Raw genomic sequence first — 12,140 nt, 5'->3', positions numbered from 1 at the left:
GAAGAGTATTTAAATGCACAAAATGCAAACGATTATTAGCTGTGCAAAAAAGAGAATAAGGAGGTAATTATGAAACTGACAGACAGTGAAAAAGCGATGTTGGATGGGAAGGAAGGAAAAGCTGTTCAAAAGGCAATGGAGATGCTGGTTCGTTATGGAGAGGCCTTGGGAGCTGAAAAACTGATAGACACCATCAATGTCGGCGGGTATATGATTGCCCCATTTAACCACTACAAGAACTTTGGATCTTTTGACGGTGTGTTTTCAGAGATGTGTATGGACAGTGACGAAACTGTTAAATTACCACCGGTTAAAGTTCCTTCATGTCAATTTGAAACTTCCATGGATCCGGAATTTTACAAATTGGCTGGAAAATCAGATGAAGAGGTAGATATGTATAACAAGAACATCGAGTACCTGGCAAATTTGGGGATTCAGGTCATGTGCACTTGCACCCCTTATCAGGTGGGAAATGTACCTGTGAAGGGAGAACACTGTGCTTGGATGGAGTCATCTGCTGTAGTATACATAAACAGTGTCCTTGGAGCGAGAACCAACTGTGAAGGTAGAGAAAGTACCACATCTGCCATGCTTACAGGAAAGATACCGTACTGGGGTTTGCACATTACAGAAAACCGATACGGGACTCATTTGATCAAGGTGGAGGAAGAACCAGTTACCATGGAAGATTGGGGATTGCTTGGATATTATGTTGGGAAGACCATTTCCGACAAGATACCTGTAATCGATGGAATAAAGAGAACGCCAACCAGGGATATGTTGAAGCATTTTGGAGCGGCAGCAGCTTCCGCAGGAGGTGTCGAGATGTATCACATACCGGGCATCACTGCAGAGGCAAATACGGTAGAGGAAGCCTGTGGAGGGAAAAAGCCCTTGGAAGCTTATTCCTATACACAAAAGGAAAAGCGAGCCAGCTACGACCTTCTAAATTCTATAGGTGTAAATAAGGATGCAGATTTTGTAATGCTAGGATGTCCTCACTATTCCATTGAACAGATTTGGGATTTGTGCAACAGAATTGAAGGCAAAAGGGTGAAAGAGGGGGTCAGATTTTGGGTCTTTGTGCCACAAGCTATAAAAGATTTGGCCAATAGAAATGGATTCCAGAAAAAAATTGAAGATTTTGGAGGACTGTTGATGAAGGACTGTTGTCCGGCACTTGGAAGATTCAAACCCCAGGGTTCACAGGTGCTGGTCACAGATTCTGCCAAGCAGTCTCATTATCTGCCGAATATTACAGGGATTGAAGCTTGGTATGGTTCAGTTGACGAGTGCATCGATGCAGCAGTTACTGGCAAATGGGGAGGTACATTCAAATGAGTGAAAAAATTGTATTGAAAGGTAAAAGAGTAGTTGGAGGCGTAGCAGAAGGGGAAGCATTGGTGACAAGTGAGTACATATCAGGTTGGGGGGGACTGGAACCCTCAACAGGCAAGATAATCGACTTGCGCCATGAGCTGGCGGGCAAATCCATTGCTGGGAAAGTATTGGTATTTCAGGGGGCCAAAGGGTCATCAGGATGGTCAGGAGCTTTTCATCAAGCTAGAACGAACGGTTTTGCCCCTACAGCAATGATTTTCAATGAGATGTCGACCAAGATAGCACTTGGCAGTGTAGTGACTCGATGTCCGGCAATGACTGGTTTGGATGAAGATCCAACAAAAGTAATTGAAACAGGCGACTGGGTCAGAGTTGATGCAGACAATGGCCTTGTGGAAATAATAAAAAATTACCAAGGGGGAAAAGAAATGTTGAAAAAATTGCTTGCTTTTCTGATGATTATTGCATTAATGCTATCATTTGTTGCATGCTCCAGTGGTGGGGACAACGATTCAAACAAAGGCTCCAGTGATGAAAAACCCGTTAAATGGGTCATGACGACGATTTATACGGACCCTACAGGTGGAGACATCACCTATAAAAGCCTAGGTGCAGCCATGGAATATTTCATTAATCGGGTTAATGAAAAATCAGAGGGAAGGTTGACTATTGAAGGTTTCTATGGGGGAGTTCTAGGAAGTGCTAACGATACATTCCAGCAAATGGAAAGGAATGAAACTCAAATCTATTACGGACAACCCATGTCAACTATTAACAAGGCATTCGGAGTTTGGAGCATCCCCTTCCTTTTTACAGATTATGAAAAAATTGTAGAAGTGGCATGTGACCCTGATGGTGAGTTTTTTCAGTTGAGCTCTAGTTTATTTGATCCTCACAATGCAATTCTGCTTGCCAATGGAGTTGGAAATATTAGAGGTCTTCTAAACTCCAAACAACAGGTTGGGCCCATTGAAGATGTTAGAAATCTGAAAATCAGAACATATGAAGATGAAATTGTAAATTCATTCTGGACAAACATCTGCAATGCAACTCCCATGGGAATTGGAGACGTGTACACTGCACTGCAGACAAATGCAGTAGATGGGCTTGAGTTTTCTGTGGATTCAATCATTACACGTAAATACCATGAAATATCAAAATACTACAGTGATATCAATTGGCAATGGGCCAACGGTGCATGTTTTGTTGTAAATAGGCAAGCCTATGAAAACCTGCCGGAAGACCTGCAGCAAATCGTTTCAGAATGCGCATGGGAAGCAGCAAATTTCCAAACTGAACACTCCATATCCGACTACAACAAAGCCTTGACTATCTTGGAGTCAGAGTATGGGGTAAGCATTCATAATCTGACAGATGAGGAACGACAGACATGGATTGACTACGCAGACAGCGTTGCGGATGACATGCGGCAGGCAGTAGGTGCTGAATTGTACGACAATATGAAACGATTGGCAAATAAATAGGATATGAATACTGTAAATGAATGTTGGAGAACCGCAAACGTGGTTCTCCAATTATATAAGACAACTGATTTATTTATGTTCTAGGAGGGTTAGAATGAACAAACTATTAAGTTATTTCGATAAAGGAGTAGAAAAGATCATCAACTTATTGGCCACCATATCCATGGTAATCATTTTGGCGGTTGTATTTTTACAGGTGGTTGCACGAAAGTTTCATTTCTCGATTGGTGGTCTAGAAGAGTTGCCTACTTATATGATGTTGGTTGTAACGTGGTTGACGGCTTCCATGCTGGTGAAAAAAAAGAATCAAATCAGTCTCAATCTGATCAATGTATTTATAAAAAATGGAAAAATACTAGCTTTCATAAAGATATTCACATATATTGTTGTGGATATAAGCATTTGTATTCTGGCTTATCTGATGTATAATCTGGCAATGTACAATTTTTCGATGAACTACATGACATCAAGTTTGAGAATGCCGTACGGCTTATTGATGCTTTTGGTCTGTTTCAGTTGCCTCGTCATGATTGTTTACTACACCAAAGATATTATAACCACGGCTAAGGAGGTTAAACAATGGAAATAGGAATATCAGCATTAATCATATTGATTCTGATTATCTTAGGAACACCTGTCAACGCTAGTTTCCTGGCGGGCAGTTTCATTTATCTGTTTTGGTCAGGAACATCCTTGGGATCGGTTGCGGGAGCGGCATTTTTTGCACTGGAGAAAAGTACGCTGCTGGCTATTCCCTTGTTTATGCTGGCAGGTAAATTAATGGAAAAATCAGGTATAGCTGATCGGTTGATAGATCTAGCGGATGCCATGCTTATAAAAGTAAAAGGCGGCATGGGTGCGACTATTCCAATGGCTTCCATGTTGTTTGGAGCTGTCAGTGGATCGGGAACAGCTACCGTTTCTTCGTTGAGTAATGTCATGTTGACAAAAATGACTAAAATGGGATGGGACAAACGATACATTGCTACAATGTTGGCATGTTCCGCATCCCTTGGATTTATGATACCGCCTAACATGAACGCAATATTGTTTTCATCAGTGGCAGACGTAAGCATCGCCGCATTGTTTATGGCAACCTTGATTCCAGGTGTTATTTGGGGAGCAAGTCTGATATTGGTCAATAGATTTGTTTATGCAAAATGGTATCATCCCGTTGACATACACGGTGAGAGCATGATTGCTGAGACAAGTAATAAAACAACAGAAACAGTTGCTATAGTCAATGAAAGTTACTGGTCCAACCTTTTCAAGGCAACTTTGAAGGCAATACCTGCAATCGTCATGGTAATAATAATTTTTGGTGGAATATACGGTGGAATATTTTCGCCTACAGAGGCGGGGGCGGTTGCCGGTGTATATGCTTTGATTTTGGGTATTTTGTACAGAACTATCGGGAAGAAGAATATTTTCAGTCTGTTTAGAGAGACGGGTCAAAGCTTGGGCAGCTTTATGATTATCTTGCCTATGGTTCATATATTCAGCAGGTTTTTGGTCTTGAATCAAGTGCCACAGACAATTGCGGGCGGCATTTCCAGTATTAGTTCCAATCCCATAGTGATTATGATCCTGATTGACTTAATTTTGGTGGTTGCGGGAATGTTTCTAGATGCAGGAATCCTTATTCTGGTAATAACTCCAATGTTGATTCCAACTGCCAACATGATCGGTATGAACCTGATTCAGTTAGCGGTTATAATGTTTGTCTGTGTTGGCATTGGAACGGTAACGCCGCCGATGGCGTTCAATCTTTTCATAGCCTCAAAGGCGTCAGATATAGAAGTTGTGGACATGATGACATCTTTGAAACCATTGCTGTTGTTAGGATGTGTACCTATTTTGTTGCTGGTAACGTTCATACCTGAGTTGTCATTATGGCTTCCCAGACTGTTGGGGTTAATTGCATAGAAAGGGGAAAGTTTATTTGGGAAAAATTATAAAGAACAAAAGTAAGGTAATAAAAAAAGAGAATGATTTAATTGAATCTATAGACTGCGACGTTTGCGTGGTAGGTGCGGGAAGCAGTGGTTTTGCTGCAGCTATCGAAGCGGCCAGGCTAGGTAAAAAAGTTGTTTTGGTAGATTCATCCCCTATTTTGGGTGGACAGGCTATCAACTCCGTTATTGGATTGTTTTGTGGTTTGTACTCCAGAACCAAGCCGAATTATTTGTTCACTTACGGATTGGTTGAAGAGATGTTGCGAGATTTGCACGCTGAAAATGCCCTGTATTTTAGGGACAGCGGGGTAACCGTTTCCGTGGCATACGATGAGCAAGCCCTTTTGAGATGGGTTGAAACCCAGGTGATGAAATACGATATCACCGCTGTAACCGGAGCCAGTATCACCGATGTCAAAGTGAATGATCGAAGAGTTGAAAGTATCGAATTTGTCAGTCGTTACGGCAGGTTTAAGGTTGATGCTACCGGATTTGTGGATGCATCTGGAGACGCCGCTTTGATATACAATGCCGGATTGCCATGTAGAGTCTCTGATGTGGGGCCGATATACGGCACACAGATGATAATCGTAGAAAATGTAGATTTTGATTGTCTGCCAAGTGAAAGCGAAATAAAGAGTATAATCAAGGAAAAGGGACCTGATTTCGGACTTGAAAGACACGATGGAATTGTTTTTCATTTTCCCACAAAAGACAGATTGATATTGAATATGACACATATCTTGACGCCCCTGAACTCTGTTGGAGCCTCCATGGAGGGAATAGTGGGCAAAAGAAGAGCCGACAGGGCCTATGACTTTATAAGGAAACAATTCCCCGAGGCGATGAAAAATTCCACCATTCATGCCTATGGACAGATTGGCATAAGACAGACAAGGTGGATTGTGGGCAAAAAACAATTGCTGGCCCAAGAAGTGCGGGATGGGATTAAGTTTGAAGATTCAATAGCAAGAACTACTTGGCCGATTGAACTTCATGACACGATGGAGTCATATCAGTGGGAGCCCTTTGACAATGAACACGTGCACTATGTGCCTTTCGGTTCTATGACTCCTCCCGACGTTGACAATCTTATTGCAGTTGGTAGATGTATAGATGCAGACCTGATAGCTCTTTCTAGCGTTCGTGTAATGGGACCATGTATGGCAATGGGTATGGCAGCAGCCCATGTATTCGATTTAATAGGCGATGGCAGCGTACACGATTTTGACATAAAACAACTGCAGAGCAGGGTTAGCGACAATTTGAACAGAAAAGACAGTATGTTTTTGAAAGATGTACACAAGACGTATTGATTGACAAAACTATAAACATATATTCTGTTTGATTTACTTTTTAAATCTATTTTTGAACTGTTCAAAAGATAGAATATCTATAAGTAAAAGAATTAAAAATACAAATCTTATAGGGTGTGAAATTGACGTTTTATTAGCAATGAAATAGTAGTAAATTAAAGCTATAGGTAAAATTATATAAGTTAATATATCAAAATATTTATTTTTTATACGATGCATTGTTTGTCCTCCTTGTAAGATAAATATAGGGTTAAGGTTTAAAAATCCATCTAAAAGGTTCTTTAATAATTTAGCAGTCTGTGGAAGGAGGGGAGGCTTTAACCTTATATATACATTTAATGAAATGCATATATTTTTAAATAGATATTATAATTAATTGTTGAAAAAGCAACACAGCAATGAGTGTCAATAAAAAGCTTAAAAAGGTTCCTATCAAGTAATATTCAGCAAAATTTTTCTTTTCAAGTTGTTTAAAGCGCGCAAGAGATTTTGCGGCAATAATAAAACCCACTGCCGAAAAATCGCCTTTAGACAGGAGAATGAATAGTATTGTTCTTTCTAAAATCCCTACGAATTTTCCAACTTTAACTTCCTTAATAGGATCATTTGGTTGTAAGTCATCAGCAGCTATCATGTCCATATACCTTGGAACTTTTCTGTATATAATATCAATGATTAATCGAATAAATACAGCACCACCAAAAGATAAGTAAAGCAATACAATAAGACCTATTAGCATTTGATTAATAGATACACTGTCTACTTGGAGATGAAATTGACTGATTATCATATCTACTAATGAAGTGTTTTCTATAAAAGGGAGCTTATTAAAAATAAGATAGATAACAATGATATGCAGTAGTTGATCACCTATTAAAAGAAAAAGGTGAGCAATTGGATTATTAGATTGTACAGATTCTTGGGATTGTATAGATTCTTTTGCATAATCAATAAGCAGATGGCTGAGTACAATTAATAAAGTAAAACAAAAGGCAGAACGAACATTATAAATTGTAATAAGAAAAATGAATTGAATAGCAAATAATATACCACCATGATACAAAAAACCTTTTATATTTTTTTCGCCCTTCAACTTTACCAGGTTGTCCCATTGGAATACGAAGTCAGTCAAGACATGTGATAGTAGCACTAATTGAATACCGACCATAAGGCTCCCCCTTTGAGCTTGAAATCGTCAGGTCTACAATGCGAATTTTGAGATTATCCGTACTGTAGACCTGACAAGGTTTGAAATGGTTCTATATAATAATCAAGACCAAGAATAAAGATTATAAATAGTGCTGGGTAAGTATATGAGCTAGCTCTGTTTCAGATTCCTTGATTATATCCCATTTAGCAGCAGAGCACCTCTGGTGAAAGGAACTTTTACGAATTCCTAATTTTTCTGCTCCAGATTCATAAGATTTAACTTTGTCATAGAGTTGAATTGCTTCCCACTGTTTGTCGCTCCAATCATTAACAATAGCATCGATAAGCCTATAAACTAAATTAAAAGTTTTATTTAGTTCATCCTTTGAGCTGTGAAGTGATACACAATAGTTTTTTTTATTTTTTAGTTTTTCTAATGCAGATCTTGCATTGAGAAATACTTGTCCATTCATGTCCCAGGAATCAGAAGGAGAATTATCACTGTTAAGTAAACTTTTGCTTTCAATAGGTCCTATTCCAATGCCAATTCGAATTTTAATAGGATAAAATATATATCGCATATTACGAATAATGGTAGGCAATTCTGGGCTTATATAAGCAATGGCCTGAAACTCGTCACCTCTAGAAGATGCAAAAGGGAGGATGATGGAGTTGATTTGACGGTTATAATCATTTAACTTTACAACTTTATTTTTAAAAAATTCCTGAGTTACTTTGTTCTTAGTGGAGTCAATAATATCTGCTGTTAGAACAAGATAATCATCATGATAGGACATATTGGAAGGTAAATACATAGTATTATTTTTATCCATTAGTTGATAGACACCTCTTTTAATAGGTTTAATAACATTAGCTTTTTTAAGTTCATAAACTCGCCACCTATAAGTACTTTGCTTGAGTTGTGGTTCTTTTAAGCAGTAGAAATCATAAAGCTCTCGATAAGTAAAAGTAGGGTAATTTTTAAAACAATTATAAATCTCTAGGATTCTCAAAGATTTACTGGCCATTATATAAGCTCCCTTTAGATAAAATAATAACTTATATCATTACATTATTAGATAAACAAAAGATTTGGTGTTTTTAATATTCTACCACATCTATGATTTTATAACAATTATTGGAATAGAAGAGGATTATATACAAAAGGATAAATCAACATCTATAATTCCTTATTAAACTAGCTACTGAAGGAAAAAATCATTTTTCGACATAAATAAGTAAAAATATTGTGTTAAATAATAATATGTGAAGTTTTATGATGCTTTAGAGATCAATTCGCAAAGGAAAAAATAGAGGAGAAATTACCATCAAGAAACAGCAGGGAAGGATTAAGATGCCATCCACTTATAGAAATAATAGGATAAAAATGGGTGATTAATATGGCTAGAACAGGACACTTTTTTGAAAATCGATTTAAAAGCGAACCAGTAAATACAGATGATTATTTTCTGATAGTATTGAGATATATTCATCAAAACCCAATAAAAGCAGGTATGGTAGAAGGAAAGAAATAGATTTATAAATAAAATGCAGGTATGGTTATTCGGAGTGGATGTACTAGAGTAGTTGGTTTTTATGCTCATATGATGAATTAATATTAATATTTTTGAAATAAATAATAAAATATAAAGTATGGTATATTAAGTAAATAAAGTGTATAATAATATTAAGTAGAGTCAACTTATTAGTTGACAAAATTGTCGAGGGTCAATTGACCAAAAAGAAAAGCAGGCGTGCAGGCCTGCTTTTCTTTTACCTTTTGACGGCGTCTACTAGCATAGCTATTGCTGTGATTAAAGTTGATATGGCTAGTATAAGTTTTATTATGTATTTTTGTCGAGGGTTTAATGGACCTCACCTCCTTTCATCGGAGGATAAAATTATTATACATTACAGTATTTATAAAAACAATAAAAAAATTAATCATAATGTTGGAATTTCAATGAAATGAATAACAGAATAAGGCTACTAGACAATAGTAGTCTTTTTAGTTGTTCTTCCAGACATATAATATCCATGTTAATATGATATTGAGAAATTAAAGAATCTTTATAGTTCTCCTAGGTTACGGCTAGGGGATTTTTTTGCTAAGGGGTAACTTTCATCTATAAATTAGAAATATGCAAAAAGAGCAGGGATTTTGTATATTAACATGGAATAATTAGGAAAAAGGGTTCTTTTGTTTTTAGAAATCTAAAAGTGCATAGTTTGGACGTGAGTGCAACAGCATGCTCATTCATATAAGATGTATTTGAGGCTTGACATGGATCCTCTAAGAGGGATAAAGGTTATCTTAATAGGGCAAGTCAGCAGGAGGTTGATATAAAAAAGGCAGATAGTCTAGAAGCTAAAGTAAATTATTATAAAGTATTAATAATTATTTTTGATAAAGATAAGAAAGTATTATTACAAAAGCGAGCAGATGTAGGGCTTTGGGAATCCCTTCTGGACATGTAGGACTGAAGAAACTAATGCAAACCTCACTGAAAAGATTAGTAAGAAAGTTATATATTTTTAGCATATAACTGATTACGGAGAATCGAGCATACTAGAGGTATGCCGGGTAATTGGCATGACTACCGTGACGAAAAAATGCTACATTTCAAAAATTAACAAACTAATTTTCTTGTTTGGAGGGTTTTTATGGTTGAGCTACTTGCTTGGATAAAAGACTATTCGCCAATAGTAGCTGTATTTTTAGCTATTGGAACGGCTACAATATTTATTCTCAAAAATGCCGTGGAAAGAAGTATTTATATGGGTTTTGAATCCTATGCTAGTAGGCTATCTAGAAGATCAAGTTTTGAAGAAAAGGTGCTGCTGGATAGGTTCACTTTAATAATCAATTTTACTTCTAGGCTAGAAAGACTAATGACCAACCTTAATCGATTGCATTCAGGACATACAGTTTCAGACGGGTTTATTGTTGCAGGAGAAATGATTCCTTTAACTGAAATATTTGAAGACTTAGAGCAAAGTCGCATTGTACTTACAGAGGATTTTCACGAAATATTTTTGAAACAAGCAAAATTAGCATTGAGAGCAGCAAACACAAAGGATGACTTGGAATGGAAAAATATTTGTGCAGAATGGACTAAATTTAACGAAGCTTTAAGAATAAATGTAGAAAAAGTCTTTAAAATAAGTGAAATTAAGTGGTAAGCAGATAATTAAGAAGCTGGGACGCAAAAAAATACTTAAATATTTAATATATATTAGTAATAGAAGTTAAAATCTATTGGTAGAGAAAATAGCACTACTGACCCCAAATCATCCCCAACTGTGCACTAAATTTTTCTTTAGGGAAAGTGATAATAGTGATAACATAAAAGTTGACCACTTTCCCCACTTGTGACAAAATAAAGACTAGATATAGTTTTTAATACTACTCCATGCTTCAATCTTTTCCTCCAATGACTTTATATTCTTTCCAGGGACTGGAGTAGTCGAGAGAAGCCTATGAAATTCAATAGTAAATGAGGTCAAATCAAAATATTTATTAAACATATTTGCTGCTTTTGTACCATTAAAAAACACAGCTTCTATCTTGTTATACTTATTTAAGAGGAATTCAAGATCATTAGGCTCTTCATCTCTAATACTAGCGTCCAAGCTACCTTGTCTCTCACAAGTATGGATGACATCCCATAAAGCTATATTTTTACTTTTGATAAATTCTAATCTTTTAACATAGTCTGATTCAGCCTGTAAATTGAAAAGGGTATAAATTATTGTCCAAAAATGATTTCTGGGATTAGCATAGTATTGCTTGAGTTGGAGGGATTGGACACTTGGCATACTTCCTAGAATCAGTACTTTACTATAATAATCAATGACGGTTTCTAAAGATAGAATTTTCATATAAGATCACTTTCCTTTATAGAGGTTTATTAGTTGCTGCAGAATTATCAACTACTTTTTAGACGTCTTTGGTTTCAAACAAATATTTACCGAAAAGCATATATTCTGAAGAATAGAAAAGGAGGTAGATACAATGAGAAATAAAATAATGGAATTAGCTAATCTTATAAAAAGTGCTAAGCACGTGGTGGTTCTTACTGGAGCTGGAATGGATACGGAAAGTAACATTCCAGATTTTAGAAGTGAAAATGGATGGTGGAAAAATATAGATCCTAGACAAGTTGCTAGCATCGATACTTTTTATGAAAACTATCCACTTTTTCATGAGTTCTACAGCATGCGGTTAAAGTTATTAGAGGATTGCAAACCCCATGAGGGACATTATATTTTAGCTGAACTAGAGGAAAAAGGTCTGATCAATACAATTCTTACACAAAATGTTTCTAGGTTACAGGCTATAGCAGGAAGTAAAAAAATATATGAACTTCATGGAAATATCAGAACCTTTCGCTGTAATCATTGTAATCATCCAACAGATCCTATAGAATATTTAGAAAAAAAGAACTGTAAACATTGTGGTAAAAAAGCATTAAGACCTAACGTAACTTTATTTGGAGAAATTCTACCTAGGAATGCTTGGGATCAAACTATAATAGAGGTGGAAAAATCTGATGTTTTCATTGCAATAGGAACAAGCCTAGAGGTTTCTCCTGTCAATCAAATTCCTAAACTTTCAAAGGGAAAAACAGTGTATATCAATGATGAAATAGGAGAAAAGGGTTATGATTTTGACCTTGTAGTGAAGGGAAAGGCTAAGAAAGTGTTACGAGAATTACACAATCTATTAAAAGGATAGGAAGATTATTGCTCACAAATATTTAGCTACCTCCACTTTCGTTTAATATAGATTGGATTAAAAGGGGATATCGGGAAATTGAAAATTTCAGTTGAAATCCTCAAAAAATAATCAAGCCTATCGAATTTAGAGTTTATAATAACTCTAGACCTCGATA

Annotated in this window: 11 protein-coding genes; 8 read left to right on the top strand and 3 right to left on the bottom strand. The window is 36.4% G+C overall.

All coding sequences use genetic code 11. The features are described from left to right. The first annotated feature begins 69 nt into the window (after positions 1 to 69). The 5 genes from CHB72_RS22990 (at position 70) to CHB72_RS22970 (ending at position 6,096) form a co-directional block, all read left to right on the top strand. Positions 70 to 1,341, top strand: a complete 1,272-nt coding sequence (locus tag CHB72_RS22990; RefSeq protein ID WP_089285211.1) for an aconitase X — start codon at positions 70 to 72, stop codon at positions 1,339 to 1,341. Next, positions 1,320 to 2,825 (top strand): TRAP transporter substrate-binding protein DctP, encoded by a 1,506-nt coding sequence (gene dctP / locus CHB72_RS22985; RefSeq protein WP_141131560.1) that lies wholly within the window; start codon positions 1,320 to 1,322, stop codon positions 2,823 to 2,825. Before CHB72_RS22990 ends, dctP begins: the two co-directional genes overlap by 22 nt. Positions 2,826 to 2,919: 94 nt before the next feature. After that, complete coding sequence (locus CHB72_RS22980) at positions 2,920 to 3,414, top strand: TRAP transporter small permease (protein WP_176431562.1); 495 nt, start codon at positions 2,920 to 2,922, stop codon at positions 3,412 to 3,414. After that, positions 3,405 to 4,751 carry a TRAP transporter large permease gene (locus CHB72_RS22975; RefSeq protein WP_089285208.1) on the top strand — a complete coding sequence of 449 codons (1,347 nt, stop codon included), beginning with the start codon at positions 3,405 to 3,407 and terminating at the stop codon, positions 4,749 to 4,751. Before CHB72_RS22980 ends, CHB72_RS22975 begins: the two co-directional genes overlap by 10 nt. 16 nt (positions 4,752 to 4,767) lie before the next feature. Further along, the gene (locus tag CHB72_RS22970) at positions 4,768 to 6,096 is read left to right on the top strand and encodes an FAD-dependent oxidoreductase (protein WP_207652636.1); all 1,329 of its coding nucleotides are present in this window, start codon (positions 4,768 to 4,770) and stop codon (positions 6,094 to 6,096) included. Between the two features lie 355 nt (positions 6,097 to 6,451). On the opposite strand, the gene CHB72_RS22960 is transcribed toward CHB72_RS22970, so the two are convergent. Further along, positions 6,452 to 7,264 (bottom strand): DUF3307 domain-containing protein, encoded by an 813-nt coding sequence (locus CHB72_RS22960; RefSeq protein ID WP_089285206.1) that lies wholly within the window; start codon positions 7,262 to 7,264, stop codon positions 6,452 to 6,454. Positions 7,265 to 7,385: 121 nt separating this feature from the next. Next, positions 7,386 to 8,273: a SatD family protein gene (locus tag CHB72_RS22955; RefSeq protein WP_089285205.1), complete on the bottom strand. Its 888-nt coding sequence runs from the start codon at positions 8,271 to 8,273 to the stop codon at positions 7,386 to 7,388. Positions 8,274 to 8,645: 372 nt separating this feature from the next. Between CHB72_RS22955 and CHB72_RS26085 the strand changes: the two genes are divergently transcribed. Beyond that, the gene (locus tag CHB72_RS26085) at positions 8,646 to 8,780 is read left to right on the top strand and encodes a hypothetical protein (RefSeq protein WP_330397118.1); all 135 of its coding nucleotides are present in this window, start codon (positions 8,646 to 8,648) and stop codon (positions 8,778 to 8,780) included. 1,129 nt (positions 8,781 to 9,909) lie between these two features. Next, a complete protein-coding gene (locus CHB72_RS22945) occupies positions 9,910 to 10,428 on the top strand; it encodes a hypothetical protein (RefSeq protein ID WP_089285203.1) in 519 nt (172 codons plus the stop codon). 204 nt (positions 10,429 to 10,632) lie between these two features. On the opposite strand, the gene CHB72_RS22940 is transcribed toward CHB72_RS22945, so the two are convergent. Further along, positions 10,633 to 11,127 carry a DNA-deoxyinosine glycosylase gene (locus CHB72_RS22940; protein ID WP_089285202.1) on the bottom strand — a complete coding sequence of 165 codons (495 nt, stop codon included), beginning with the start codon at positions 11,125 to 11,127 and terminating at the stop codon, positions 10,633 to 10,635. 133 nt (positions 11,128 to 11,260) lie between these two features. Here CHB72_RS22940 and CHB72_RS22935 point away from each other — a divergent pair, with 133 nt between their 5' ends. Then, positions 11,261 to 11,983, top strand: coding sequence for an NAD-dependent deacylase (locus CHB72_RS22935; RefSeq protein ID WP_089285201.1), 723 nt, complete (start codon positions 11,261 to 11,263; stop codon positions 11,981 to 11,983). The last annotated feature ends 157 nt before the right edge of the window (positions 11,984 to 12,140 follow it).

The sequence above is a fragment of the Anaerovirgula multivorans genome (genome assembly GCF_900188145.1).
Classification (GTDB): domain Bacteria; phylum Bacillota; class Clostridia; order Peptostreptococcales; family Natronincolaceae; genus Anaerovirgula; species Anaerovirgula multivorans.
The sequence above is the reverse complement of the archived record's forward strand: the minus strand, read 5'-3'. Positions and strand labels throughout refer to the sequence as shown.

Bases quoted from the DNA above. Each gene is read 5' to 3' on its own strand.
- CHB72_RS22955 (WP_089285205.1), bottom strand. From the start codon at position 8,273: ATGGCCAGTAAATCTTTGAGAATCCTAGAGATTTATAATTGTTTTAAA.
- CHB72_RS22980 (WP_176431562.1), top strand. From the start codon at position 2,920: ATGAACAAACTATTAAGTTATTTCGATAAAGGAGTAGAAAAGATCATC.
- CHB72_RS26085 (WP_330397118.1), top strand. From the start codon at position 8,646: ATGGCTAGAACAGGACACTTTTTTGAAAATCGATTTAAAAGCGAACCA.
- CHB72_RS22935 (WP_089285201.1), top strand. From the start codon at position 11,261: ATGAGAAATAAAATAATGGAATTAGCTAATCTTATAAAAAGTGCTAAG.
- dctP (WP_141131560.1), top strand. From the start codon at position 1,320: ATGGGGAGGTACATTCAAATGAGTGAAAAAATTGTATTGAAAGGTAAA.
- CHB72_RS22945 (WP_089285203.1), top strand. From the start codon at position 9,910: ATGGTTGAGCTACTTGCTTGGATAAAAGACTATTCGCCAATAGTAGCT.
- CHB72_RS22960 (WP_089285206.1), bottom strand. From the start codon at position 7,264: ATGGTCGGTATTCAATTAGTGCTACTATCACATGTCTTGACTGACTTC.
- CHB72_RS22990 (WP_089285211.1), top strand. From the start codon at position 70: ATGAAACTGACAGACAGTGAAAAAGCGATGTTGGATGGGAAGGAAGGA.
- CHB72_RS22975 (WP_089285208.1), top strand. From the start codon at position 3,405: ATGGAAATAGGAATATCAGCATTAATCATATTGATTCTGATTATCTTA.
- CHB72_RS22940 (WP_089285202.1), bottom strand. From the start codon at position 11,127: ATGAAAATTCTATCTTTAGAAACCGTCATTGATTATTATAGTAAAGTA.